This window comes from Nocardioides ginkgobilobae (assembly GCF_054781275.1).
Map to the genome: position 1 here is coordinate 201,019 of NZ_BAAGUS010000001.1, position 24,655 is coordinate 225,673.

The following is a 24,655-nucleotide window of genomic DNA, read 5'->3' on the forward strand; positions in this document are numbered from 1 at the left end:
CCACCGTGTCGACGCCCCGGTCCTCAGTCCTCGCGCGCGTAGGCGAGGCGGTCGAAGACCCGGTCGGTGGCCCGCTGGAGCGGCGTCCACGCGACTCTCGCGAAACCCAGGAGCAGCACCCCGGCCACCACCATCCCGGCCAGGTTGGTGCCGAGCTGGGCCAGCGAGCCGGTGATCTCGCCGGTCTCCCAGAACGCCAGCGCCACGGCGAGGTTGCCGGCCGCCGGGACCGTGGTGACGCTGATGAAGACCCCCACCATGGTGGCGGTCTTCTCGATCGCCAGCGCGAGGGCGCCGACGGCCCCGGCGATGAGGGCGACGACGACGGTCCAGCGGTCGGGGTGCCAGATGAAGCCGGTGTCGGGGCGGGGGTGCACCAGCTCGCCGACGTCGAGGAAGCCGGTGGCCCGGCCGAGCAGGCACAGCAGCGTCACGACGAGGACCGCCAGCACGAAGGAGCCGACCAGGAGCTGCAGGCTGCGCAGCACTAGGCCGCCGCGACGCAGCACGAGCCCGCAGCTGACCGCCGCGACCACGGCGAAGTCCGGCCCCACGACCATCGAGCCGACCACGAGGATGGCGGAGTCGGTGATGACCGCAACCGCCGCGAGCGCGACGGCCAGGGTGAGGAAGACGTGGTGGCTGATCGTCGGCACCGCGCCGGCCTCGGCGGTCTCGACGACCGACTCCCAGATGATCGAGTCGTCGGGGTGGCCGGGGACCCGCTGGACCAGCTCCTCGGCCCGGTCGAAGGGCGTGTGCTCGGGCTCGGTGAGCACGATGCCGCCCCGCTGCTTCAGCCCGGTCTCCTCGAGGTCGTGCAGGAGCGGACCGGCCTCCTCGCGGACGACGTCGGCCTCGACCAGGTCGCCCTCGGGGTCGCGGACCACGCCCTCGTGGACGCAGACGTTGGTGACCGCCTCGTGCTCGCAGAGCAGGGCGACGACACGGTCGCTGAGGTCGGGCGGGACGGTCAGGCGCAGGTGGACGAGCACGCGTGCATCATCACGTGTCCCCGTCGCCCCCGCCGTCACCCTGCTGCTGACCCGGCGGCGGACCGCACCGCACCGAGTCGCTGGGGGTGTAGACGGTGTTGAACTTCTCGGTGCGCACGACCTCCGACTCCCCGGGGCGCCGGAAGTCGCGGAAGACGTCGATGGTGAAACCCGAGGACCCGGTGTAGGCGTAGCAGTCGGGCGTCTGCAGGTAGCGCACGTCGGGCGCGGTGTAGTTGTAGCGCTCGCTGGCCCGGGCGGTGATGTCCCAGGTCTTGGTGGAGTACATGTTCACCGTCACCGACCCCGTGGTGCCGGGGGTGCTCGGGTTGATGAAGGACTGCACGAGCACGCCGTGATCGGTGTTGTTCTTGAACCGCAGGTCGAGCACGCCCCACGCCACGGTGGCCTCGCGGCCGACCGGGTAGCGGTCGATGTAGAAGGAGTGCGGCTTGTGCTCGACGTCCTCGAGCCCGGCGAAGAACATCGCGTTGAACAGCGTCGTCGCCAGCTGCGAGACGCCGCCGCCGAGGTCCTCGCGCAGGATGCCGTCAGAGATGACGAAGCCCTCGGTGAAGCCGTTCTCGCGGGTCCGCTCCCCCACGATGTCGTTCATCGAGAAGGTCTCGCCCGGCGCCAGCACGGTGCCGTTGACCAGCTCGGCGGCGCGGCCGATGTTGGTGTTGCGGTAGTCGGCGTGGGGGTACTCGGTCGTGAACGTCGAGACCCGCTCCCGGATGCGCCACGAGCGCGCCTCCTTGGTGGTGACGTCCGGCTCCTCGACCTCGGCCTCGACCTCGCCGGTGCGCTCGCCCTCGGGGCGGGTCAGCAGCTCGAGGAAGGTGTCGGTGACCGCGCCGTCCTCGTAGGACACGCCCGGCTTGGCCGGGACGACGCGGGGCGTGCCGTCGACCAGGCGCCAGGTCGCGTCGACGGGGGCGCCGGTGGCGGTGGCGTCGCCGACCAGCCGCTTGACCACGTCGAGGTCGGTGGCGAGCTCCAGCTCGTCGCCGTCGGCCTCCAGGCTCAGCGCCGGCGCGTAGTCGCGCGGGCGCAGGGTCACCGGGCTGTCGCCGAAGACCAGGGTCACCGGGCCGGAGAGCGCGGGGTTGGCCAGCTCGCTGACCGCCTCCTCCATCTCGGCGTCGGTGATGGTGGGCTCGACGTCGACCAGCTCCAGCTCGACGGCCGGCTCCTCGGCGAGGTACGCCGACAGCAGGCCTTCCCGCGCGGCCTCCTCGTCCAGCAGCCGGCCGGTCGTGGCCGGGGTGGTGCGGACGGTGCTGGCGGTGAAGGTGGCCGTCGCGTCGACCGGCTCGGTGCCGAGCTCGGAGTCGAGGCGCTCGATCGTCGCCTCGAGGGCGGACTCGTCGACGTCAAGGACCGGCTCGACCTCGTCGCCGCCGGTCCAGTAGTCCCACAGGCGGTCCGGCGCCCAGGAGTCGCCGGCGCCGGCGGCCTCGACGGTGCCGTCCAGGTCGAGCGCGAGGCCCGCCTCCTGGGGGCTGACCTCGACGGACTCGCCCTCCACCGTGACGGTGATGGGGGCGTCGACGCGGTCGGCCAGCTCGCGCTCGAGGGTGCGGCGGGCCTGCTCCGGCGACTTCCCGCCGACCTCGACCCCCGCGACGGTCGTGCCCCGGGGCACCCGGTCGCTCGCGAACGCCCCCGCAGCGGCGTACAGCCCCCCGGCCAGGAGGAGCACGGTGGCGAGGGCGACGAGGACCGCCTTGCCGCCCAGCGTCTCGCGTCCGGAGTCCTTTGCCATGCCGCGAGTCTAGGAAGAAGGGGCGACAGAAGCCGATTCCTCCGCCACAGGGCGGGATCGCGGAGCGCCCGACAGCCCGGGCAGCAGCGAGGCGATCGAGATGCCGAGCCACGCGGCGACCAGGCAGGCCAGCAGCAGCCCGCCGGTGCCGGAGACGACCGCGTCGCCCTCGGGACGTGGCCACGACAGCACCAGCGGGACGACCGCGAAGCCGCCGGCCCACCACAGCCGGGCGCGCGCGGGTGCCGCGACGAGGGTCGCGGACCCGGCGACGGCCGTGACCAGCAACCAGACCCAGGACTGGTGCAGCACGGCGCCGGCGAACCCCGTCACCAGGCCGAGCAGCAGCAGTCCGAGGCGCGCCACGGGCGCCTCAGAGACCGGCGAAGAGGTCGGTCTCCAGGCCGTCCTCGCCGACCGGTCCGAGCGGCCCCTGCGCCAGCCGGTAGAACTCCACGCCCCACGCGGTGTCACCGACGTTGTTGGACAGCGCGAAGAACGGCCCGTCGAGCTGGATCTGGGTGGGGTAGGCCTTCATCGCGGCCATCTTGCGATCGACGTACGCCGTCGCGTCGACGGCGCAGGTGAGGAGCTCGTCGGGGGTGACGAAGTGCGGCATCGGGCCGTCGGGGTCCATCCCCTCGAAGAAGGTGTCTTCGCCGGCCTCGCGGAGCTTGCGCAGACCCTCGCGCATGCGCGACTCCGACATGGCGTTCCAGTAGATCTTGGTGATCTCCCAGGGCTCGCCCAGCTCGGTCTTGTAGGAGCGGACGCCGGCGAGGTGGGCGGCGTACGTCGCCACGCGGTGCGCCTGGATGTGGTCGGGGTGGCCGTAGCCGCCGAACTGGTCGTAGGTCGCCATCACCTGCGGGCGGACCTCGCGGATGATGCGTACCAGCTCGTCGGCGGCGACGGTGAGGTCGGCGTTGGCGAAGGCCCGCTCGTCGGTCTCGTCGGCGGCGACCGCGTGCCCGGCCTCGTGCCACTTCATCCCCGAGTCGCGGAACCGGCCGAAGCCGCCGAGCCAGCGGTGGTCGGTGACGCCAAGGGCCGCCATGGCGTCCTCGAGCTCGGTACGTCGGTGCTCGCCCAGCGCGTCGTCACGGTCGGCGGCCAGGTGGGCCAGCTCGGGGACGAGGATCTCGCCCATCTCGCCGGCGGTGCAGGTGACGATCGTGACGTGGCGGCCCTCGGCGACGTACTTCGCGGTCGTCGCGCCGTTGCCGATCACTTCGTCGTCGGGGTGGGCGTGGACGAGGAGGAGACGCTGGTCTGCTGCTGTGCTCATGGGTTCCTCTTGAAGCGGCGCGGGGCGGTCGGCAGGTCGAGCGGTGAACCCTGCGCTGGCGGCGGTTGTTCCGGCTCCTCGTCCAGCCACCCGTCGTACTCGTCGGTGAGCACCTCCGCCACCAGGCTCGGCGCATCGGTCACCACCGCCCAGGGGTGGTCCTCGTCGTCGTCCTCGCCCTGCAGGCGCTCGCGCACGACCTCGGCGTCGAAGCCGTCGTGGCGCAGCCGCTGCTCGATCGCCTCGGCGTGCTCGGCCTCGAAGACGATGATCCGTCTGGTGTCGCGGGTCTGCTGGCGCAGGGCCGCGGCGACCTGGGGCAGGAAGGGGCGGTCGGGCTCGAGCCAGTCGACGCTGTCGATCTCGTCGGCGCCCAACCAGCGGAGCTCGTCATGGGTGCCGTCGTGCTCGGTGGGCGCGGGCTCGCCCCTCGTGAGTCTCGCGAGGGCAGCGCGCAGCTCGTGGGTCTCGCCGATCGGGGCGGCGCCGTCGAGCCAGCGGGTGACCTCGACCTCGCAGCCGAGCTCCTCGGCGATCTCGCGCTCCAGTGCGTGCGTGAGCGGCTCGCCCGGCTCGGCCTTGCCGCCCGGGAGCTCCCAGCGCCCCGCGGCCTCGGGTGGCGTCGTACGCCGGGCCGCCAGGACCCTGCCGCCGCGCACGATCGCGGCCGCCACCACCACCTTCCTCACGGGTGGGACCCTATCGGGCAGCGATGGCCGAGCAGCGAGCGCCAGCGAGCGTCGTCGAGACCCGGCGCCCGCCGGTCGAGGTGCGAGCGGAGCGAGCCACCCGGCCCTCAGCCGGCCTCGTTGTGGAGTCCCTGGTCCACCGGACGGACCAGGAGCTCCACGCTGATCACGCACCCGGGCCCGCACGGCCGCAGCTCCCCCTCCCAGCCCCGCGCCTGCAGCAGCCGCCCTAGCCGTACGGCGGTGACACAGGCCTCCCGGAACACCTGCCGGTGCCGCAGCCGCACTGTCGTCCACCCCTCGGCAGCCTGGTCCAGGTCGCGCCGGGCGTCCCTGTTCTCGGCGTCCCAGCCCTCGTGGCCGGCGCGCCCGTCGAGCTCGACGGTGACGGTGAAGGGCTCGTAGTCGACATCGGAGTACTCGGTGCGACCGTCCACCCTGCGCCGCTCCTGCCATTCACCGGTCGGCAGCCCGTGCGCGCGCTCGACGTCGCGGAGGTAGCGGTGCTCCAGGACGGAGTGGGTCCCGCGCTCGACGTCGTCGAGGACCGCGAGCACGAGCCGGCGGTGCCGCAGCCGGCTGCGGGCGCGTACGGCCTCGCGAAGCCGGGCGGCCGTCGTGACGCGGGTCCGCACGGCGTCGCTCAGCAGCCGCACGACCTCCTCCTCGTCCGCGGCCAGCTCGACCCCCAGCATCACATCGTGCTCGGGCAGCAATCGCGGGGGGCTGGCGGTCCACCGCACGAGCGACGACAGGTCCCGCACCCGGTGCAGCCGTACGTCGCTGGGCGGGACGACCCGGCGCGAGGCATCGACTGCGACGTGGACGAGCGGCCCGGGGCGGCCGACCAGGCACAGCGCCGCCCCGGGTCCGCACGCGAGGACTGCCGCCCAGCTGCGTTGCGGGTCGGTCAGCGGGCCGTTGTGGTCGACGAAGACGCCCGCGTGCACGGGGGTCAGCAGGCGGCGGCGTACCCAGCGCTTGAGGTCGTGCGGCGCTGCCCCGTGCTCGTGCAGCTGGCGCCGCGCCACGACCCCGTCCTGCGCAGAGAGCTCGTCACGCAGCAGTCGATGCAGGGCCTGGTCGTCCACGCCACCCACCTACCCGTGGGCGGCGTGGAGGCCACCGGCCTCCCGGCGAGGCTGTGGACAAGGGCGTCGCGCGGCCCCCGGGCTCGCCGTGCACTCGTCGTGGAGGTCCTGGTCCAGCCCATGGACCAACAGCTCCACGGTGCCGGCGCGTCCGCCCGGCGGCCGAAACATGAGCGCACCGAGCCATGAATCCAGGGCTCCCGGGACCCCGGTGGTCGAGGTGCGAGCGCAGCGAGCCACGAGACCCTCGGCCGACCTCTGCTGCCGACCACCCCTGAGGCAACCCTCGTGCGGCACCCTGTCCCAGTGACCTCTCGGACGGCGCCGGCGCCCCTCGCACCCGTGAGCGGGGTGCCCGCGTTGCCGGCGGCGTTGTTCGTCTTCGTGTGGGCCTCGGGTTACATCGCGGGGCCGATCGGGGTCGAGGCCGTCTCGCCGTTCTGGGTCGTGACGTTGCGCTTCGCCGGTGCCGCGGTGCTGCTCTACCCGCTGGCGCGGTTCCGGCACGGGGCGCTGCGGATCTCGCGCGAGGACCTGCTGCGGGTCTCGGCGTCGGGGCTGGTGATGAACGCGGTCTTCTTCGGCTCGGTGTACGCCGCGTTCGAGCTCGGCCTGCAAGCCACCATCGCCGCGCTGCTGCACGCGCTGTCGCCGGTGCTGACCGCGGTGCTGGCAGGGGTGCTGCTCGGGGAGCGGCTCTCGCGGCGCCAGGTGCTCGGGTTCGGGCTCGGCGTCACCGGGGTGCTCGTCGTGCTGGGGCCGGACATCTCGAGCGCCGGCGGCCTGTGGGGCCTTCTGCTGGGGTTGGTCTCGCTGGCCGCGCTCTCGCTCGGCACCCTCGGGCAGCGCTGGATCGGCGTGCGAACCGACGCGGTGTGGTCGGCGACCCTGCAGTGCGCAGTCTGCGTACCACCGCTGCTCCTGCTCGCCGTGCTGCTCGAGGGCGCACCATCGGTGTCCGCTCCCCTCGCCGCCGGCCTCTCGGTGCTGTGGATGGCGGGGGTCAACTCGTTGGGCGGCCTGCTGCTGCTCGGCCTGCTCGTACGCCGTGGGGGCGCGGGCGCCAGCGCGTCGCTGTTCTTCCTGATGCCGCCCGTGACCGCGGTCTCGGCGTGGCTGGTGCTGGACGAGACCCTCTCGCCGCTGGCCCTCGTCGGCCTGGCGCTCTCGACCGTCGGCGTGGCGATCGCGACCCGGAGGCGGGCGTGAGCGCACTGCTCTCGGTGCCGCTGACCCGACGGCTGCACCGGGTGCCGGTGATCCCGCTCCTGCACGGTCGCTTCGCCGAGCGCGCATGGTCCTGGGACTGGGAGGACCAGTGGACCCGCGAGTGGTGGCCCCAGGGCATCACCTGGGCCGGCGAGCGGCTGCTGGTCTCCTGGTACGCGAAGTCCGGCGGCTCTCGGGTCTCGGTCGTCGACCTCGAGACCGGTCGCTACGGCCACGTGGTGCTGCTCGACCCCGCCGGCTCGCCCCTGAAGATCCACGCCGGCGGCCTCGCCTGGATCGACGGCTGGCTGTACGTCGCTGCGACCGCCAAGGGCTTCTGGACCCTCCACGAATCCGACCTGCCGGTCGGTCGAGCAGCGAGGAGCGCCAGCGACGACCGTCGTCGAGACCCCGCGACCTGGCAAGCAACTGCCATCCACCGCCCCGACTCCCGCGACGACGGCCCACCCCTCCGCTGGTCCTTCCTCGACGCAAGCGGTCAGGCGGCCGAGCAGGCGGGTCCGGCGGCTGAGGAGGTTGCGCAGCAACCGTCTCAAAACCCCGGACCCACCCACTTGTATGCCGGCGAGTACGGCCGCGGATCGAATTCGACCCGCCTGTGGCGTCTGCCGGTGTCCGAGGGTCGAGCAACGGGACCGATCGAGCTCCTCGGCACTGGCCCGGAGGGCATGCAGGGCGTGACGCTGAGCAACGAGGGGCTTGTCGTGTCCACCTCACACGGCCCTTGGACCCGCGGTTCGCTGCGTTATCTGGCGTTCGCGGACGAGGTTTGTGCGCCACCGACTCCGCGGATCTCGACCTCCGGTCCAGCAGCGAGCAGCATCAGCGACCAGGGCTGGCAGACACGAGCTGGGCACGAGGTGATGCCCATCGGTGTCGAAGACATCACCAGGGACCTGAGGGGCCAGTCCTGGACGGTCGCCGAGCACCCGGGCCGCCGAGCGGTCGTAGCCATCGCTTGTCGCCCTTGAGCGGCGTGTCCCGGTGGGCGATCGCCTTATCTCGGCGTCAGCGCCAGCTGCCGCGACTGGGCGACGAGGCGCCCGGTGGAGTCCCAGACCTCGCAGTCCTCCTCGAACATCCCGCCGGCGAAGTTCCGCGTCTGGTGCTGCACCTTCAGCCACCCCGGCGCCGGCTTGGCCCGCACGTGGCAGGTCAGCTCCAGGGTCGGCGCCCAGCCCACCATCCCGAGGTCGAAGGTGACCGGAGGCAACGCGTCGAGCACCATCAGCAGCGCCACTGGGTCCGGCTCGCGACCGTCGGCCAGCCGGAACCACGCCGAGAAGTGCCCTTCCCCGCGCGTCTCCCCGCGGACCCACGCGGTCTGCTCGACCGGGAACCGCATCTCGAACCGCCGCATCATCGGCGCGATCTCCAGCACGAACTCCGGCACGTCCTCCGGCCCCGCGCACTCCTCCTGCGGCGGCAGCTCCGGCTCGACCGCCGTGGTGCGCACGTCGCCCTTGAACCGGTCGAGGTCGGCGTACGTCGACAGCAGGGTCAGCCGGGTCTGGCCGTCCTGCGCGAGGTCGGCCGCGACCGTCGCCAGCCGGCCGCCGTCACGGCGTACGTCGACGCTCACCTCGGCGGGGCCGGGCGTGCCGGCGGAGAGGTAGTAGGCCGAGACCGTGACCGGGTCGGGCTTCTCTGGCAGGTGCGCGCTGATCGCGGCACCGGCCAGGGCCAGCTGGAAGCCGCCGTTGATGCCGCCGCCGACCGACCAGCCGGCGTCCAGCGCGCCGGCGTACCGGCCCTCGCCCAGGGGCTCGAGCGACAGGTGGCGGTCCCACTCGGAGGTCCCAGGAGTCATGGGCGGGACGGTACTGGTGTCTGGCGGGTCGCTGCGCTCGCACCCGACCAGCGAGCGGAGACGGCGCAACGAGCCGCTCCTGCGGCGTCAAGGTCGCGGTGAAGGTGGAGGTCGGTCCGGACGCCGCCAGCGGCAGCGGCACCCGGGCCGACCTTGTCGACTCATCGGCCGAGGCAGTCACGCCTTGAGCGGATGAGGCATCAGCGCGAACAGTCGGGTACGACTGCTCCATGCGCCTTCGGCAGACTCTCGGACGGAACCGGTCCACTGTCACAGCACAGGCTTTCGTGCTCGTGCTCGCGCTCGGGACTGTCGGGTGCTCCAGCGACGACGGGCAACCGACTCCCTCGACCCCGGCAGACGCCCCGTCTCCGACGACGCCGACGCCGACGCCGACGCCGACGCCGACGACCGAACCAGGCCCGGAGGTGGAGACCGAGTCGGCTTCCTTCCAGGCTCCGTCAGGCTTCGAGCTCGTCGCTTCCGAGGGGGATGAGCCGGTGACGGCCCTGAGCGGCCCGTCCGGGGCGGTGATATCGCTCGTCGAGGTAGAGCTGGCCGGCGAGGCGCCCGAGATCGAGCGGCAGCAGGAGATCGTGCTCGACCGGCTGGGTGAGAAGTTCACCGCCGAGGACGTCGTCGAGGTCGACGGTGTCGAGATGTGGCACGTGTCCGGCAAGGAGTCGAAGGGCAACTACGCCGACGTCTACGGCGCGGTCGTCGACGGCACCTCGGTGCGTCTGACCATCCGCCTCGCCGACGCGGAGTACGACGAGGCCGAGCGCGCCGCGGTCAACGAACAGGTCCTCGCGTCCTGGTCCTGGGCCTGACCCCTGGGCTGACTCCCGGGCCGTGGCGCCCGCCCCTAGGGTGGGCGCCATGTCTGCCGGTGGTCCCGCCCTGCCCGTGCCGCCGGGTCTCGTCGAGGCGTTCCGCGCCTGGGAGCAGGCGCTCGCAGCCGGCGACACCGACGCGCTCGCGCGCCTGACCGCGCCCGGCGCCAGCACGCTGCGCGGCGACGCCGACGGCCTGCTGGTCGGCCACGACGCCATCGCGCCGGCGCTCGGGCACGAGCCCGCGCGCCGCGTCGTCCAGACCCATGTGCAGGTGACCGATCCCGACCACGCGCTCGTCGTCGCGGTCACCGAGCTCGCCCGCGGCGGCCGCGGCCAGCAGTCCCAGCTGTGGGCGCGTACGCCGGAGGGCTGGCGCCTCACCGCCGCCCACGTCTCCACCCCGGCACCGGCCCTCGACACCCGTGTGTGGCGGGTCGTGGGCGACCCGCTCGTCCCCGGCGCCCCCGCCGGACCGCTCGTGGGGGAGACCGTCGCGGTCAAGGACGTCTTCGCCGTGGCCGGCCAGAAGGTCGGCGCGGGCAACCCCGCCTGGGAGGCCGCAGCCCCTGTCGAGCGCGCCGACGCCACGGTCGTCGACACCCTCGTCGAGGCCGGTGCGGCGATCGCCGGGATCGCCCGCACCGACGAGTTCGCCTGGTCCCTCGGCGGCACCAACCACCACTACGGCACGCCTCCCAACCCGCGTGCCCCGCGCCGGGTCCCCGGCGGGTCGTCCAACGGCCCCGCGTCCGCGGTCTCCCTCGGCCACGCCACGATCGGCCTCGGGACGGACACCGCCGGCTCGACCCGCGTGCCCGCGGCGTACCAGGGGATCACCGGCTTCCGCCCCACCCACGGCACCGTCCCGATGCACGGCGTCATGGCGTTGGCACCCAGCTTCGACACCGCCGGCTGGATGACCCGCTCCCCCGCCCTCGCACGCGACGTCGGCGAGGTGCTGCTGCCGCCCGACGTCGCCGTCGGCGGGGCCGACCTCGTCGTCGTGCCCGAGCTGCTCGCCGCCGCCGAGCCCGACGTGCGTGCGGCCGTCGAGACCTGGGTCGCCGACCAGGGGCTGGTCGTCCGCGAGGGCTGGCCGCTCGGCGAGCTCGCCTCGTGGGTGCGTGCGTTCGGCACCTGGCAGGCGTGGGAGGCGTGGTCGGTGCGCGGCGGCTGGCTCGCCGACCGGCTCGACACCCTCGGCCCCGACGTGCGCACCCGCTTCCGCCACGCCGCCTCGGTCGAGAAGGCCGACGCGGACGCGGCGTACGACGTCGTGCAGTCCGCCCGGCAGCGGCTGCGCGAGCTGCTCGGCGACCGGGTGCTCGTGCTGCCGACCGCCTCCTCGGTCGCCCCGTTCCCCGGCCCCGGGGTGCAGGCCGTCCGCGACGCGACCCTCCGGCTGACCTGCCTGGCCCCGCTGCTCGGCGCACCGGCCGTCTCGCTGCCCCTCGCCACCCGCGACGGGCTGCCCTGCGGCGTCTCGCTCCTCGCCGCCCCCGGTCGCGACCGGGCCCTGCTGGACCTCGCCGTCACGCTGGGCTGACGTCAGCGCCGGCTCGACCGGTCGGCGGCGTCGGGTCGGGTGCCGACCGGCGCGATCGTCCGCACCGCTGCGGACGGACCGCACCGGTCAGGCGGTCGTGACGCCGGTCGATCGGGCGCTCCGCGCCGCGACCCGCGCGTGCAGCGCACCGAGCCCGGTGGCGAGCAGGATCAGCACCCCGGCGACGAGCAGCCCGATCCCGACGCTGATCTTCAGCAGCGCGGCACCCGCGGCGGCCCCGACCAGGATGAGCGCGACGGCCAGGAACCGGCGTCCCGCGCCGCCCTCGGCCACCGCCCGGCCGGAGCCGAGCCGCGAGTCGGCGGCCAGGCCGATGATCGTCGAGGTGACGACCACGGTCGTCACGTCGCGCACCGCCACGAACCGCGCGGTCGCCGCCTGCACCCCCATCGCCGTGCCGAGCACCGCGGTGACCGGCAGCGAGACCGCCAGCGGCGGCGGGGTCGAGGCGTCCGCGACGAACAGCACGACGGAGAGCCCCAGGCACACCACACCGACCGCCACCAGCAACCCGGTGGTCAGGCCGGTCCACGGTCCGGCCGCGCGGCGCAGCACCCGGCCGGCCAGGGCGGCACCGCCCATGAAGCAGACCAGCGCGACCGTCGGCCCCAGCACCGGCAGGTCCTCCGCGCCGACCAGACCCATGCCGAGGATGACCACGTTGCCGGTCATGTTGGCCGTGAAGACCCGGTCCAAGCCGAGGTAGCCGACGGCGTCGATGATCCCGGTGGTGAAGGTCAGCACCATCATCAGCACCAGGTGCATCCGCTCGGAGGGGACTGCGGCGAGGCGGTGGGTCACCGAGCCATCGTCGCAGCCCCGCTCGCGGGGGTACGCCGGGCGGTGCGACCCGCACCCTCGTCAACGAGCGGGCACACGTCCACGCCGGCTGCCCACCGGGCGCGCCACCACGCGGCGGAGGCGGCAGCCAGCCGACTTGTGCCCGTCGGTCGACGAGACCGGTAGCAGGCCCGACCGCTCGAGCAGGTCAGGAGCGGGGCTTGCCGTAGATGTCGGGGTCGGTGTCGCGGATGTGGTCGAGGATCGCGGCGGCCTGCCCGCGGGCGCCGGCCGCGTTCGGGTGGGCGGGCACGCCGACGGCCGCGTCGTTGGCGGAGGGACCGTAGACCTCGGCCCACCGCACGTTGGGGTCACCGCAGAGGTCGACGCCCTCCGGCGTGCGGCGGAAGGTGTTGACGTACTCGGCACCGCCGCGCTTCGCCGCTCGCTTGATCATCCGGTTGAGCTGACGGAACTTGGTCGAGATCCACCGCATGTCCTCGTCGGAGGCCGGCACCGTCGGGTAGCAGCCGCGGCGCGGGATCACGTCGATGTAGTCGACCGCCAGGATGCGCGCGCCGGGGGCGATGCGGTGGATGGCGCGGAAGGCCCGCACCAGCTTGATCTCGGACTCCTTGATGCGCTGCGCGATCTGGTCCTTGCCGTCCACGACGTACCTGGCCTTGCAGCCGCCGAAGGGCAGGCCCTGACCGGAGTCCGAGAGCGGCGTCTCGGCGGGCGCGATGTTGAGGCAGTCGAGCCCGGCGCTGGAGATGCCGGCGTCGTTGCCGCCGATGCCGACGGTCACCAGGTCGGTCGTGCGGGTCAGCCGGTCGAACTGGGGCGGGTTCGTCCCGCCCAGGGGCAGCCCGGTCTGCGGCTCGTAGAAGTCGTCGGTCGTGGCCGAGCCGCACGAGGCGTCACGGAACTCCCCCACGCTCAGCGCCTCGGCGAGCAGCTTCGGGTAGTTCACGTAGGACTGCGCGCAGTCGATCGGCGCGTAGGTGCTGTCGGGAGCCCCGTCGCGGTTGACCAGGACCACGTTGGCGGTCCAGGAGTCGCCGAGCGCGACGTACTCCAGGCCCCCGGGCAGCAACCGCTCGTCGCGGTCGACCAGGCCCGAGTCCTCGGACGCGTCCGGGGAGGACGACGAGGCCGCGCCCACCGGGAGGAGCCCGGCCGCGAGGGCCGCGGTGGCGGTACTGGCGAGGAGGAGGCGCAGACGGGTCATGACGTGACCAACGCCACAACCAGGCAGAAGGTCACGCCGCGCGGGGTCTCGTGGCTCGCTCCACTCGCCCCTCGACCAGCGACGGCCGGGCTCGCTCAGGCGAGGGAGAGGAAGAGCTTCTCCATCTTCTTCAGGTCCGCCTCGTCGGCCTGGCCGTCGGCCATGCAGTCCTGCAGGCCGGTCGCCACGATCGCGAACCCGCTGCGCGCGAGGGCCTTGTTGACCGCGGCGAGCTGGGTGAGGACCGACTCGCAGTCCGAGCCCTCCTCCATCATGCGGATCACGCTGGCGAGGTGGCCGTGCGCGCGCTTCATCCTCAGGATGATGGCGCGGATGTCCTGGGGGTCGAGTTCCATGCTTGCTTGCTCCCAATTCAGCAGGAGCCTGGCACGTGGCCCCCGAGTCGTAGTACCTACCGTACGTCGCGCCACGCGGTCCCCACAGGCGGATACTCCGGCGGCGGCGCCGCACTTGCGGCACGCTGGGGTCACAGGCAGGTGGCGGACGCGACGCGCGAGAAGAGGAGCAGCCGGATGCAGGGGTGGGTGAACGCCCGCGGCGCGGTCGCCGCCCTGGTCGCGCTCGCCCTCCTGCTGTCGGTGCAGCACGCGGTCGCCCCCAGCACGACGTACGACGTGGGGTACCTCGTCGTGATGCTCGGTGCCGGGGCCGTGGCCTGGTGGGGCACCCGCGGCCGCACCGGGCTGGGCCGCACCCTCGGCCTCCTGGTCACCGGTGCGATCGTGTCCACGGCGCTGGCCGACCTCGTCTGGTACGGCTACTACTGGACCGTGGGCGAGCCGGACGTCTCGGCCGCCGACGCCCTGTACCTCTTCTCCTACGTGCTCCTCGGCGCCGCCCTGGTCCTGGCCCTGCTCCGCACCGACCGCGGCCACCTGCGCCTGGACGGGGCCGTCGACGCCGCGACGATCGTGGTCGTCTGCCTGCTCGTGCTCTGGGAACTGGCGGTCCAGGGGATCCTCGACGACACCTCGGTGGGCTGGGGAACCCGGCTGGTCTGGGCGGCCTACCCCGTCCTCGACGCCACGCTGCTCGGCCTGATCCTGCGCGTGCTGTGGGTGCGCGAGGCGCGGTCCGTCGTCGGGCCTGCCCTCGGGCTGGGGGTCGCCGCGTGGCTGCTCTCGGACATCGGCTTCCTCCTGGTGGAGTCCACCGCCGTCGTCGACGCCGCGCTCGACCTCGGCTGGATGCTGGGAGCGCTCGCCATGGCGTGGGCGGTGCTGACCCGCACCCGCCCCTCCTCGCGCCGCGCCGCGGACCCGCTCCCCTCGGTGACCCCGCGGCTGCTGGTGGCCGTCCTGCCGCTCCTGGTCCCGACCGCGATGCTCGTCGTCGACGTCGCCGACGACCAGCTCGCGAGCGCGGTCGCCGCGGGCGGCGGGATGGTCGTGCTCGTCGGGCTCGCGATGCTGCGCACCTGGTCGCTGCTGGAGGAGCAGCGCCGCACCACGCTGGAGCTGGCGCAGGCCCGCGACGAGGCGCTGGCCGCCTCGCGCGCCAAGTCGGCCTTCCTCGCCACGATGAGCCACGAGATCCGCACCCCCATGAACGGCGTCATCGGCCTCACCGGGCTGCTGCTCGGCACCGACCTCGACGAGCGGCAGCGGGAGTACGCCCGCGGCGTGCAGACCGCGGGCGACGCGCTGCTCGGGATCATCAACGACGTCCTGGACTTCTCCAAGGTCGAGGCCGGTGCGGTGGAGCTGGAGTCGATCGACTTCCTGCTCGCCGAGGTCGTCGAGGACGTCGCCGCGATCGTCGCCGAACCGGCCCGGGCCCGCGGGCTGGAGCTGCTGGCCTACTGCTCCCCCGAGGTACCGGCGGCCCTGCGCGGCGACCCCGGCCGGCTGCGCCAGGTGCTGCTCAACCTCGCCACCAACGCCGTGAAGTTCACCCACCACGGGGAGGTCGTGATCAGCGCCCACCTCGACGGCGGCACCCCCGAGGCCCCGGTCGTGCGGTTCCAGGTCCGCGACACCGGCATCGGCCTGGCCGAGAACCGTCGCGAGCGGCTCTTCGACCCCTTCACCCAGGCCGACTCCTCCACGACCCGTCGCTACGGCGGCACCGGGCTGGGGCTGGCGATCTGCGCCCGGCTCACCGCCGCGATGGGCGGCACGATCGGCGTCGACAGCACCCCCGGGGAGGGCAGCACCTTCTGGTTCCGGCTGCCGCTGCTGGCCGCCGAGCAACCGCCGACGGTCCGGCCCGCCTCGCAGGAGCCGCTCGAGGGACTGCGCGCGCTCGTCGTCGACGACAACGCCACCAACCTCATGGTGCTCGACGGGCAGCTGGGCGCCTGGGGCATGGACGTCGACACCGTCGGGTCCGCCGCGGAGGCGGTCGCCCGGATGCGCGGGTCGCAGGCGGCGTACGACGTGGTGCTGCTGGACCTGTGCATGCCCGAGGTCGACGGGCTGGAGCTGGCGCGGACCATCACCACGACCCCCGACCTGTCCGGGCCGCGGCTGGTGCTGCTCACCTCCGACACCGAGGTCGACCAGGACGAGGCCTGGGACGCCGGGGTGCGCGAGATCCTCGCCAAGCCGCTGCCGATGTCGCGGCTGCGCGGCCTGCTCTCGGCGCTGCTGGCCCCGTCGGCGCCGGAGACCGCGGCGCCGGTCCCCGCCGCCCCGGCGGACAGCGCTCCCGACAGCAGCGGCGCCGTCCGCCCCCGAGTGCTGGTGGTCGAGGACAACGACGTCAACCAGGTCGTCGCCGAGGGCATCCTCGCCTCGCTGGGCTACGACGCCGACGTGGCCGGTGACGGCCGCGAGGCCCTCGACGCGCTCGAGCACACGGCGTACGTCGCGGTGCTGATGGACTGCCAGATGCCCGTCCTCGACGGGTATGACGCCACGCGCGAGCTCCGGCTGCGCGAGCTGACCCAGGGGCGGCCGCGGGTGCCGGTGCTCGCGATGACGGCCAGCGTGACCGAGGGCGAGCGCGAGCGGTGCACGGCCGCGGGCATGGACGACTTCGTGCCCAAGCCGGTCACGCCCGCCGACCTCGGGGCGGCCCTGGACCGCTGGGTGGCCCGGGCGCCCTGATTCCCACCCACTCGGGCGAGCACCCGGCCGCTGCGAACGGGCACGGATGTCCCATGCACCCGGACCCCGAGCACCCCCAGCGTCCCTACGACCCCGAGCACCCCCAGCGTCCCTACGACCCCGAGCACCCGTTGCGACCCGACGAGCACCGCCGGCGCCCCAGCGTGAACCAGCCTCTCAACGCGCAGCGGCGACCACTGGCCCCGGCCCTGCTGGCCGTGGTCGGCATCGTCGTGCTGGTGGTGGGGGTGGTCGCGCTGCTCACCTATGCGCGCTACAACACCTGAGTCCGCGGCTCGGCGCAGGAGAAGGCCTGCGCACGGTCGACGGTGCTCGGCGCGCCTCAGACGTTGAAGCGGAACTCCACGACGTCGCCGTCGGCCATGACGTAGTCCTTGCCCTCCATGCGGACCTTGCCGGCCTCCTTGGCCTTGGCCATCGAGCCCGCGGCGACGAGGTCGTCGAAGGAGACGACCTCGGCCTTGATGAAGCCCTTCTCGAAGTCGGTGTGGATGACGCCGGCGGCCTGCGGGGCGGTGGCGCCCTGCTTGATCGTCCAGGCGCGCGACTCCTTGGGGCCGGCGGTCAGGTAGGTCTGCAGGCCGAGGGTGGCGAAGCCGACGCGGGCCAGGACCTCGAGACCGGGCTCGGTGACGCCGGCCTCGGCGAGGAACTCCGCGGCCTCCTCGTCGTCGAGCTCGACCAGCTCGGACTCGAACTTGGCGTCGAGGAAGATCGCCTCGGCCGGTGCGACGATCTCGCGCATCCGGGCCTTGAGCTCCTCGTCGGCCAGCTCGTCGGAGTCGCAGTTGAAGACGTAGATGAACGGCTTGGCCGTCAGCAGCGACAGCTCGCGCAGCAGCGAGCGGTCGATCGAGGTGCTGATGATCGGGGTGCCCGACTCCAGCGCCTCCTTGGCCTCCTCGGCCGCCTCCAGGTTGGCCACGAGCTCCTTGACCTTGCGCGACTCCTTCTCCAGCCGCACGACCGCCCGGTCCACGGTCTCGAGGTCGGCGAGGATCAGCTCGGTCTGGATGGTGGAGATGTCGTTGGCGGGGTTGACCTCGCCGTCGACGTGGGTGACGTCCTCGTCGCGGAAGACCCGGGTCACCTGGCAGATCGCCGCGGACTCGCGGATGTGGGCGAGGAACTTGTTGCCGAGGCCCTCGCCCTGGGAGGCGCCACGGACGATGCCGGCGATGTCGACGAACTCGACCGTCGCCGGGAGCTGCCGCTCGGAGCCGAAGATCTCCGCCAGCACCGGGAGCCGGGGGTCCGGCACGCCGACCACGCCGACGTTGGGCTCGATCGTGGCGAACGGGTAGTTCGCGGCGAGCACGTCGTTCTTGGTCAGGGCGTTGAAGAGGGTGGACTTGCCGGCGTTGGGCAGTCCGACGATGCCGATGGTGAGGGCCACGGGCGGCGAGTCTAGGTCTCGCGCCCGTGGCCCTCCCAATCACAGGCCGGCGTACGCCGGCTCGGTCAGCCCCTCAAGAGCAGGGCCTCACGCGCCGTACAGCGCCGCCGCGCCCTGCCGGTCGGTCGCGGTCATGCTCAGGTCGTCCGAGGACCCGTTGCACTGCGGGTAGTGCATGATCGAGGCCGAGTCGTAGGCGGTCAGCGGACGCCAGTTGTTGTCCTCGAAGCAGGTGCCCGACTCCGGCCGCGTGTGCTCGTGGCGGAAGCCCAGGGTGTGCCCGAGCTCGTGGGCCATGATGTTGGACGGCGTCCACGAGCCCGAGGTCCAGATCGAGTCGTCGACCAGCACGTTGCGCGAGCGCTTGGGGGTGCTGGGGAAGAAGGCGCGCGCGATGTACTGCGAGGTGCGCACTGGCTCGACCGAGAAGAGCACGGAGTTGTTGCGGGTGCTGCAGCTGGAGTCCTGGCTGGGCACGTGGACGAAGTCGATCGCCGAGGAGGCGGCCTCCCACTGCGCAGCGCCGTCGGCCATCGCTTGGACGGTGCGGGCGTAGTCGGCGCCGAACTTCGTGGAGACGCAGTAGGTGAGATCGCCGACCTGCGCCTGGCTCCACTTGTCGTCGCGACCGCTGACGGTGTTGACCACGAGGCCGTCCTCGATCTTCCGGCCGGTGTGCTTGTGCCCGACCATGTCGTCGTAGAACTGGCGCAGTCCGCCGTCGCTCATCACCGGCTCGTCGCCGTTGACGATGTACTGGCGGTCGGTGTCGACGAAGGTCTCGGCCTTGAACTGCTGGTAGGTGGGGGCGCTGTCCTCGGTGGCGGCGCTCGCGGTCGTGGAGCCGAGCATCGAGGCGGTGGCGGCCAGGGCGGCGGTGGCCGCGACCAGGGCGCCGGTGGTGCGGTGCTTCATGTGGGTGTTCCCTCCAGGGTCGGTGTGCCGTGCAGTCCAACCCGCTGCCGCACCGGTCCGGAAGGGTCGCGTCGGCTCACCTTTCTGCAATGCAGGAAGATGAGCCGGTGCGCCTGGCCACCTGGAACGTCAACTCCCTCCGGACCCGCATCGACCGCGTGGAGGCCTTCCTCGACCGGCACGAGGTCGACGTCCTGGCCCTGCAGGAGACCAAGGCCCGCGAGGACCAGCTGCCGCTCATGGGCCTGCAGTCGCGCGGGTACGACGTCGCGGCCGTCGGGCACGACCAGTGGAACGGCGTGGCGATCGTGAGCCGGGTCGGCCTCGAGGACGTCACGGTCGGCTTCCCCGGGATGCCGGGCTACGGCGAGCCGCTCGCCGCGGAGGCCCGGGCGCTCGGGGCGGTCTGCGGCGGCGTACGGGTGTGGAGCCTGTACGTGCCCAACGGCCGCAAGCCGGCCGACCCGCACTACGTCTACAAGCTCGACTGGCTGGCGCGGCTGCGCGAGGCCGCCGGCGACTGGCTGGGCACCCCGACCGCGATGGTCGGCGACTGGAACATCTGCCCGACCGACGACGACGTCTTCGACGTCAGCCAGTTCAGGAACAGCACCCACGTCACGCCGCCCGAGCGTGCGGCGTTCCAGCGCTTCCTCGACGACGGGTGGGCCGAGGTCACCCGCGAGCACGCGCCGGGCTACACCTACTGGGACTACTACCGCCAGCGCTTCGAGCGCGACCGCGGCCTCAAGATCGACTTCGTGCTGGGCTCGCCCGACCTGGCCGCGCGGGTCACCGGCGCCTTCGTCGATCGCGACGAGCGCGACCCGGCCCAGGGCACCGGCAACCCCTCGGACCACGCGCCGGTGGTCGTCGACCTGGCCGACTGAGCCCGCTGCGGCTGCCCGCGCGCTCGGCGACACGCGTGGGAGCGGCTCGGCCGTGGTTGTCGGTGGCCGCCGCCACCATGGCGCCATGAGCCTCTCCACCACCCTCGCGCTGCTTCTGGTGCTGCTCGTCGGGATCGGCCTCGGCCTCGCGCTGGGGCTGGCTCTCGGGGTGCTGCGGCGCCCGGCCGCCGCGGTGGACCCGGAGGTGCACGATGTGCTGGAGGGCCTGGACCGCCTCCACGACCACCTGCGCGACCTCGAGCACGCACGGTCCTCGTGGCAGGGCCAGCTGCACCAGCAGGTCGACGACGTGCGCCGCAGCGCCGAGGGCCTGCGCCGCGAGACCCACCAGCTCACGACCGCGCTGCGCCGCCCGCAGGTGCGTGGACGTTGGGGCGAACTGCACCTGCGGCGCACCGTCGAGCTCGCCGGGCTGGTGGACCGGTGCGACTTCTCCGAGCAGGTGCGGCTCGAGCGGGGTGCGCTGCGCCCCGACCTGGTGGTGCACCTCGCGGGTGGACGCGACGTGGTCGTGGACGCCAAGGTCCCGCTGGACGCCTACCTCGATGCCACCGCGGCCGGCGACGACGCCGAGCGCGACCACCACCTGCAGCGGCACGCCCGCCAGGTGCGCACGCACGTCGACCAGCTCGGGTCGAAGGCCTACTGGCGGGCCCTGGACGGCACACCGGAGTTCGTCGTGCTCTTCGTGCCGGCCGAGTCCTTCCTGTCGGCCGCGCTCGACGCCGACCCCGGTCTACTCGAGCACGCCGCGTCCCGGCAGGTCGTGCTCGCCTCCCCCACCACGCTCATCGCACTGCTCCGCACCGTGGCCCACGGCTGGCAGCACGAGGCGCTCGCCGCCCAGGCGCAGGAGATCCACCGCCTCGGCCGCGAGCTCCACAGCCGGCTGCAGACCCTCGACGGCCACCTCGACCGGGTCGGGCGCAGCCTCAACGCCGCCGTCGGCTCCTACAACGCCGCCGTGGGCTCGCTGGACTCCCGGGTGCTCGTCTCGGCCCGGCGCTTCACCGAGCTCGCCGTCACCGACGAGGAGCTGCCGGCCCCGAGGCCGGTGGACCTGCGGGCCGTGGAACGTAGAGGCGAGGAGCGCCGGGCGGGCGAGGACCCGGTGCCGGAGGTCGGCTGACCACGGTCAGCCGACCCACAGGGGCTGGAAGGCCTCCGTGGTGCGGTCCACGATGCTGACCTCGCCCCGCTCCACCCGGAACAGGATCGTGTGGGTCAGCCCCGCTTCCGCGTCGCGGTACCGCAGCGAGACCAGGCGGCCCGGCAGGACCCGCGCCGTGAGCCGGGTGTAGGTCGGGACGTCGCCGCCACGAGCGCGCCGGACCAGCTGCCGGGGGGTGCTCGACGTGCCGAGGGCCAACAGGCTGACCTAGTCGGCCACGTCGGCACGTGACTGGGCACGCAGCAGGTCGACGACGCGTTCCTGGCGCACGCTCGTGCCCTTCTCGGGCAGGGCCAGCTGTTGCTCGCCGTACTCCCAGGCGTGCGTCAGGGTCGTCGTCTCCCGCCCGCCGTCGACACCCGGGCTCGTGAGCTCCTCCTCGTAGGACACCAGCGCGCCGTCGGCGTCGAAGGCGACGGCCACCAGACCCGCCTCTCCGGACTCGCCGGCCTCCAGCCGCAGCTCCTCACCACCCGCTCCCGTGGGGGTCCTGCTCGAGACCAGGGGCAGCCCCTCGTCCTCGGCGATCCGGGCGATCGCCGCCACCCCGACGGCACCCAGGTCACCGGCGAGCAGCAGCAGGAAGCGACTCGGGTGCTCGCTGCTGTACCGGTCGGGCTCGAGCTCGTCCCGCACCCACACCCGCTCGTCCGGCAGCACGCTGCGCACTCGTCGGACGTCGACCTGGTCGGTCAGCGCAGGCAGGTCCTCGAACGCCCGGAAGCGTCGGAGGTCGAACAGGGTGACCCCGGACCCCAGCTCGGCCGGTGCCTGCTCCCGCGCGACCTTCGCCACCGGGTCCAGCGCGGTGGTGTAGGTCAGCACCTCGCCACTGAAGTCGTCGGTGCGCGTCGTCTCCCAGCCGACCTGCGCGGCAGCCGCGGTCTCGTCGGTCGCCGCCCGCAGCCGCTCCTCGAAGGCGTCGACCACGGCCTGGTTCTCGGAGGTCAACGCCGGTTCAGCGCCTGTCCTGGCGCCCGTCACCGTGGAAGTGGCCGGCGAGGAGTCGGAGGCCGAGGCCGCCTGCATCGGCACGGCGGCGACGGCGCAGGCGGTGACAGCAGTCAGGAGGACGGGGGCGAGCGTGCGGGTACGGGCGCGGGTGTTCCAGGTCACAGGGCGTTCCTCCCACTCGTCTCGTCTACTCAAACCGAGACGGGTCCCCCGCACCGTGCCGAAGCACCTCGGGGGCCCCCTCGGACCAGTCCACGACGGTCGTCGGCTCGGCCGGGACCTCGCCGGCCTCGATGACGATGTCGACCTGGTGGTCGAGGTCCTCCTTGACCTCCCAGCCCATCGTGCGCGGCTCGGTCTCGCCGGGCAGGATCAACGAGCTCGACAGCAGCGGCTCCCCGAGCTCGGCCAGGATCGCGGCCACGACCGGGTGGTCGGGGATGCGCACGCCGACGGTCTTCTTCTTGGGGTGCAGCAGCCGCCGCGGGACCTCGGGCGTGCCGGGGAGGATGAACGTGTAGGGCCCCGGGGTGCAGGACCGGATGGCCCGGAAGGCTGCATTGTCGACGTGCACCAGCTGGCCCAGCTGGCCGAAGTCGGCGCAGACCAGGGTGAAGTGGTGCCGGTCGTCGAGGCCGCGGATCCGCAGGATCCGGTCGCGGCCCTCGCGGTTGCCCACCCGGCAGCCCAGCGCGTAGCCGGAGTCCGTGGGGTAGGCGATCAGGGCGTCGTCGTCGCGCAGGGCGGCGACCACCTGCCCCACGAGGCGGGGCTGGGGGTCGACGGGATGGAGATCCAGGTAACGCGCCACAAGGGTGTGATCCTATGCCCGCACCGGGTACTTCTCTCACCCGAGGACGTCGCGCATGGGGCCGACGCCAGCACTGGGGGGTGCAGCAGTGGAGCAGGGTGCTGTCACGCGGTCCGACGATCGGCGGTCCGGACGCAGGGGCCCGGTCGGAGGTGCCCGCCCACGACGCAGCCGATCCGTCGCGGCCCTCGTCGCCGTGGCGGCGGCCCTGGTCGTCGGGGTCGGGCTGGCGCCCGGACCGGCAGGCTTCCCGGGCGGGCCGTCAACGGCGTACGCCGCCGAGGCGCGGCTGCCCGGAGAGCTCTCGACCACGCAGGTCGAGCGCCGGACGGTGCTGGTGCCGGTGCCCGAGGGCGTGGTCCTGCGGCGGCTCGTCGGCACGGTCCGCGTGGCCGCCGTCGAGCCCGGGGTGCCCGCCCCCACGGGCGCCGGACGGCTCCAGGTGCTGGTCGGCGACCGGGTCGCCGAGACCCTGCCCGCCCAGCCGCGCCAGCTGGTGCGCACCGTCGTGCGCCGCTCGGACCTCGACCGCGACGGTCGGCTCCCCGTGACCCTGCAGTGGGCAGGCGGGTGCGCTCCGCCGGGCGTGGCGGCCACCCTCTCCGACCTGCGGCTGCTCCACGGCGGCGCGGAGCGTGCACCCAGCACCGAGCGCGCCTTCCTCGGCGCGGCCGTCAACCGGGTCGACGTCGTGGTGCCGGGCTCGGCCCGCGACGACCTGCTCGAGGCCGGGCTGCAGGTGGTCGCGCTGCTCAGCAGGAGGTACGGCAAGGACGTGCCCGTCGCGATGTCGACCGCCGACGCCGTGCTGCCCCGCGTCGGTGCGGGCCAGCGGGTCGTGCGGCTCGAGCCCGGCCAGACCCTGAGCCGCGGGATCGAGCAGCGCTTCGGACTGTGGACGCTCGCGCTGCGCGGACCCGGCCCCGAGCTGGTCGAGGTCGTGCGCGACGCCGTGCGCGAGCCAGCTGCAGCGCGCGGTCCGGCGACCTCCACGGGCGGCGAGCCCCTGACCCTCGACGAGCTCGGCACGCCCGCCGCCACCCTGGCCGGGTGGGGCACCACCACCCTGGAGGTGCCGCTCCCGCGCGACCTCCTCGACGGCCCGGGCGCCGACCTCGAGGTGCGGCTGGTCGGGTCCCGCACCGCAGTGGCTGACGGCACGACCGCGCGGGTGGACGTGCGGATCGATGGTGCGCTGCTGGAGTCCCGCAACCTCGCCGCCGACGAGGGCAGCACGCTCGACCTCCCCGTCACTGTGCCGGCCGACCGCGTCGGCCCCGGCAGCACCCTCGAGGTCTCGCTCGCCGCGGCCCCGGCGGGCGGCTGCGCCGAGGCGGCCTCGACCCTCCCGGTCTCCGTGGAGCTCGACGGTGCCCGCAGTACCGTCACCCCGGTCGCCCCGGACGAGCGGGACGCCACCCCGCGCGCCGGGCTCGGCCGGTTCCCCGCAGCCCTCGAGGGGAGGCTGAACGTGGGAGTGGCGACCGACGGCCGCTCGCGTGTCACGGAGACGCTGCGGGCCGCCCGGCTCGTCGCCGCGCTCCAGCGCCTCGCCGGCCTGCCGCTCGCGGTCGAGCTGGTGGACGCCGACGACCTGCTCGCCGACGACCGGCCCGGCCTCCTCGTCGACGCCGACGGCCAGGACACCCTGGCCGTGCAGGCACCGGTGGCACTCGAGGCCGGCGGCGGGCTGGACGCGCTGCCCCTGGACGAGCCGTTCGCCGCGCTCCAGGCCGTGCGGCACCGCGACCGCGACCTGCTGCTGCTCGGGGCCTGGGCGCCCCGGGAGGCCCAGGCCGACGCCGGACCGCTCGTCGACCGGCTGCTCGACCGGGTCAACGACCGCGGCGCGGCCGCCTGGACCGGCGGCGCGCTCGTCCTGCCCGGCTCCGGCGAGCCGATCACCACGGACCCGGCCCCGCCCTCGGACCCGACGAGCGAGCCCGAGCGGGAGAACGCCTACGCGCCCTACCTCGTCGCCGCCGCGGTGGTCCTCGGGCTGCTGCTGGTCACGCAGGTCGTCGCCATGGTGCGCCGCGAGCGCCGCCGGCGTGCCATGGCGGAGCCCAGCACGGGCAAGGCCGGCTGACCCGGCGCGACCGCCCGGCGGCGTACGTCGG

General features: G+C 73.6%; 24 protein-coding genes. 9 read left to right on the plus strand and 15 right to left on the minus strand.

Going from position 1 to position 24,655, the window contains the following annotated elements; genetic code table 11:
- Window positions 1–23: 23 nt before the first annotated feature.
- The 6 genes from ACYVID_RS01030 to ACYVID_RS01055 form a co-directional block, all read right to left on the minus strand.
- On the minus strand, window positions 24–995 hold the full coding sequence (locus ACYVID_RS01030) for a DUF389 domain-containing protein (protein ID WP_460733569.1): 972 nt from the start codon (window positions 993–995) through the stop codon (window positions 24–26).
- Window positions 996–1,005: 10 nt separating this feature from the next.
- Window positions 1,006–2,763 (minus strand): VanW family protein, encoded by a 1,758-nt coding sequence (locus tag ACYVID_RS01035; RefSeq protein WP_460733571.1) that lies wholly within the window; start codon window positions 2,761–2,763, stop codon window positions 1,006–1,008.
- Between the two features lie 9 nt (window positions 2,764–2,772).
- Window positions 2,773–3,129 carry a hypothetical protein gene (locus tag ACYVID_RS01040; RefSeq protein ID WP_460733573.1) on the minus strand — a complete coding sequence of 119 codons (357 nt, stop codon included), beginning with the start codon at window positions 3,127–3,129 and terminating at the stop codon, window positions 2,773–2,775.
- 7 nt (window positions 3,130–3,136) lie between these two features.
- Window positions 3,137–4,051, minus strand: coding sequence for an N-acetyl-1-D-myo-inositol-2-amino-2-deoxy-alpha-D-glucopyranoside deacetylase (gene mshB, locus ACYVID_RS01045; protein WP_460733575.1), 915 nt, complete (start codon window positions 4,049–4,051; stop codon window positions 3,137–3,139).
- Window positions 4,048–4,740: a (deoxy)nucleoside triphosphate pyrophosphohydrolase gene (locus ACYVID_RS01050; protein WP_460733577.1), complete on the minus strand. Its 693-nt coding sequence runs from the start codon at window positions 4,738–4,740 to the stop codon at window positions 4,048–4,050. The genes mshB and ACYVID_RS01050 overlap by 4 nt, the downstream gene beginning before the upstream one ends.
- A gap of 107 nt (window positions 4,741–4,847) precedes the next feature.
- Entirely contained in the window at window positions 4,848–5,831 is a 984-nt protein-coding gene (locus tag ACYVID_RS01055) for a hypothetical protein (protein WP_460733579.1), read from the minus strand.
- Between the two features lie 342 nt (window positions 5,832–6,173).
- Here ACYVID_RS01055 and ACYVID_RS01060 point away from each other — a divergent pair, with 342 nt between their 5' ends.
- A complete protein-coding gene (locus ACYVID_RS01060; RefSeq protein ID WP_460733581.1) occupies window positions 6,174–7,040 on the plus strand; it encodes a DMT family transporter in 867 nt (288 codons plus the stop codon).
- Window positions 7,037–8,032, plus strand: coding sequence for a hypothetical protein (locus tag ACYVID_RS01065; protein WP_460733583.1), 996 nt, complete (start codon window positions 7,037–7,039; stop codon window positions 8,030–8,032). Before ACYVID_RS01060 ends, ACYVID_RS01065 begins: the two co-directional genes overlap by 4 nt.
- Before the next feature lie 26 nt (window positions 8,033–8,058).
- Here the strand turns inward: ACYVID_RS01065 and ACYVID_RS01070 are convergent, their stop codons facing one another.
- Window positions 8,059–8,871: an acyl-CoA thioesterase gene (locus ACYVID_RS01070; protein WP_460733585.1), complete on the minus strand. Its 813-nt coding sequence runs from the start codon at window positions 8,869–8,871 to the stop codon at window positions 8,059–8,061.
- A 500-nt stretch (window positions 8,872–9,371) separates the two neighbouring features.
- On the opposite strand from ACYVID_RS01070, the gene ACYVID_RS01075 reads away from it, so the two are divergent.
- Together ACYVID_RS01075 and ACYVID_RS01080 are read left to right on the plus strand one after the other, a co-directional pair.
- Window positions 9,372–9,701, plus strand: a complete 330-nt coding sequence (locus tag ACYVID_RS01075) for a hypothetical protein (RefSeq protein WP_460733587.1) — start codon at window positions 9,372–9,374, stop codon at window positions 9,699–9,701.
- A 49-nt stretch (window positions 9,702–9,750) separates the two neighbouring features.
- Entirely contained in the window at window positions 9,751–11,253 is a 1,503-nt protein-coding gene (locus tag ACYVID_RS01080; RefSeq protein ID WP_460733589.1) for an AtzH-like domain-containing protein, read from the plus strand.
- An 87-nt stretch (window positions 11,254–11,340) separates the two neighbouring features.
- Here ACYVID_RS01080 and ACYVID_RS01085 read toward each other — a convergent pair whose 3' ends face one another.
- The 3 genes from ACYVID_RS01085 to ACYVID_RS01095 form a co-directional block, all read right to left on the minus strand.
- Entirely contained in the window at window positions 11,341–12,075 is a 735-nt protein-coding gene (locus ACYVID_RS01085; RefSeq protein WP_460733591.1) for a DUF1275 family protein, read from the minus strand.
- Between the two features lie 187 nt (window positions 12,076–12,262).
- Window positions 12,263–13,285: an SGNH/GDSL hydrolase family protein gene (locus tag ACYVID_RS01090; protein ID WP_460733593.1), complete on the minus strand. Its 1,023-nt coding sequence runs from the start codon at window positions 13,283–13,285 to the stop codon at window positions 12,263–12,265.
- Between the two features lie 95 nt (window positions 13,286–13,380).
- Complete coding sequence (locus tag ACYVID_RS01095; RefSeq protein ID WP_460733595.1) at window positions 13,381–13,641, minus strand: metal-sensitive transcriptional regulator; 261 nt, start codon at window positions 13,639–13,641, stop codon at window positions 13,381–13,383.
- Between the two features lie 177 nt (window positions 13,642–13,818).
- Between ACYVID_RS01095 and ACYVID_RS01100 the strand changes: the two genes are divergently transcribed.
- Both ACYVID_RS01100 and ACYVID_RS01105 read left to right on the plus strand, forming a co-directional pair.
- Window positions 13,819–16,356, plus strand: coding sequence for a hybrid sensor histidine kinase/response regulator (locus ACYVID_RS01100; protein WP_460733597.1), 2,538 nt, complete (start codon window positions 13,819–13,821; stop codon window positions 16,354–16,356).
- A gap of 53 nt (window positions 16,357–16,409) precedes the next feature.
- Window positions 16,410–16,643: a hypothetical protein gene (locus ACYVID_RS01105; protein WP_460733599.1), complete on the plus strand. Its 234-nt coding sequence runs from the start codon at window positions 16,410–16,412 to the stop codon at window positions 16,641–16,643.
- Between the two features lie 56 nt (window positions 16,644–16,699).
- On the opposite strand, the gene ychF is transcribed toward ACYVID_RS01105, so the two are convergent.
- Complete coding sequence (gene ychF / locus ACYVID_RS01110; protein WP_460733601.1) at window positions 16,700–17,773, minus strand: redox-regulated ATPase YchF; 1,074 nt, start codon at window positions 17,771–17,773, stop codon at window positions 16,700–16,702.
- Between the two features lie 87 nt (window positions 17,774–17,860).
- Window positions 17,861–18,688 carry a M57 family metalloprotease gene (locus ACYVID_RS01115; RefSeq protein WP_460733603.1) on the minus strand — a complete coding sequence of 276 codons (828 nt, stop codon included), beginning with the start codon at window positions 18,686–18,688 and terminating at the stop codon, window positions 17,861–17,863.
- A 107-nt stretch (window positions 18,689–18,795) separates the two neighbouring features.
- On the opposite strand from ACYVID_RS01115, the gene ACYVID_RS01120 reads away from it, so the two are divergent.
- A complete protein-coding gene (locus ACYVID_RS01120; RefSeq protein ID WP_460733605.1) occupies window positions 18,796–19,578 on the plus strand; it encodes an exodeoxyribonuclease III in 783 nt (260 codons plus the stop codon).
- 85 nt (window positions 19,579–19,663) lie between these two features.
- Window positions 19,664–20,728, plus strand: coding sequence for a DNA recombination protein RmuC (locus ACYVID_RS01125; protein WP_460733607.1), 1,065 nt, complete (start codon window positions 19,664–19,666; stop codon window positions 20,726–20,728).
- Window positions 20,729–20,734: 6 nt separating this feature from the next.
- On the opposite strand, the gene ACYVID_RS01130 is transcribed toward ACYVID_RS01125, so the two are convergent.
- Genes ACYVID_RS01130 through ACYVID_RS01140 form a run of 3 tightly spaced genes read right to left on the minus strand, consistent with a single transcriptional unit; the run spans window position 20,735 to window position 22,535 of the window.
- Window positions 20,735–20,968: a hypothetical protein gene (locus ACYVID_RS01130; RefSeq protein ID WP_460733609.1), complete on the minus strand. Its 234-nt coding sequence runs from the start codon at window positions 20,966–20,968 to the stop codon at window positions 20,735–20,737.
- 9 nt (window positions 20,969–20,977) lie between these two features.
- Entirely contained in the window at window positions 20,978–21,886 is a 909-nt protein-coding gene (locus tag ACYVID_RS01135) for a hypothetical protein (protein WP_460733611.1), read from the minus strand.
- A gap of 25 nt (window positions 21,887–21,911) precedes the next feature.
- Window positions 21,912–22,535: an L-threonylcarbamoyladenylate synthase gene (locus tag ACYVID_RS01140; RefSeq protein ID WP_460733613.1), complete on the minus strand. Its 624-nt coding sequence runs from the start codon at window positions 22,533–22,535 to the stop codon at window positions 21,912–21,914.
- A gap of 196 nt (window positions 22,536–22,731) precedes the next feature.
- Here ACYVID_RS01140 and ACYVID_RS01145 point away from each other — a divergent pair, with 196 nt between their 5' ends.
- The gene (locus tag ACYVID_RS01145) at window positions 22,732–24,624 is read left to right on the plus strand and encodes a cellulose biosynthesis cyclic di-GMP-binding regulatory protein BcsB (protein ID WP_460733615.1); all 1,893 of its coding nucleotides are present in this window, start codon (window positions 22,732–22,734) and stop codon (window positions 24,622–24,624) included.
- The last annotated feature ends 31 nt before the right edge of the window (window positions 24,625–24,655 follow it).

What these genes read in the sequence shown, in the direction of transcription:
- ACYVID_RS01105 (WP_460733599.1), top strand. Translation starts at nt 16,410, where the DNA reads ATGCACCCGGACCCCGAGCACCCCCAGCGTCCCTACGACCCCGAGCAC.
- ACYVID_RS01115 (WP_460733603.1), bottom strand. Translation starts at nt 18,688, where the DNA reads ATGAAGCACCGCACCACCGGCGCCCTGGTCGCGGCCACCGCCGCCCTG.
- mshB (WP_460733575.1), bottom strand. Translation starts at nt 4,051, where the DNA reads ATGAGCACAGCAGCAGACCAGCGTCTCCTCCTCGTCCACGCCCACCCC.
- ACYVID_RS01035 (WP_460733571.1), bottom strand. Translation starts at nt 2,763, where the DNA reads ATGGCAAAGGACTCCGGACGCGAGACGCTGGGCGGCAAGGCGGTCCTC.
- ACYVID_RS01095 (WP_460733595.1), bottom strand. Translation starts at nt 13,641, where the DNA reads ATGGAACTCGACCCCCAGGACATCCGCGCCATCATCCTGAGGATGAAG.
- ACYVID_RS01125 (WP_460733607.1), top strand. Translation starts at nt 19,664, where the DNA reads ATGAGCCTCTCCACCACCCTCGCGCTGCTTCTGGTGCTGCTCGTCGGG.
- ACYVID_RS01090 (WP_460733593.1), bottom strand. Translation starts at nt 13,285, where the DNA reads ATGACCCGTCTGCGCCTCCTCCTCGCCAGTACCGCCACCGCGGCCCTC.
- ACYVID_RS01100 (WP_460733597.1), top strand. Translation starts at nt 13,819, where the DNA reads ATGCAGGGGTGGGTGAACGCCCGCGGCGCGGTCGCCGCCCTGGTCGCG.
- ACYVID_RS01080 (WP_460733589.1), top strand. Translation starts at nt 9,751, where the DNA reads ATGTCTGCCGGTGGTCCCGCCCTGCCCGTGCCGCCGGGTCTCGTCGAG.
- ACYVID_RS01070 (WP_460733585.1), bottom strand. Translation starts at nt 8,871, where the DNA reads ATGACTCCTGGGACCTCCGAGTGGGACCGCCACCTGTCGCTCGAGCCC.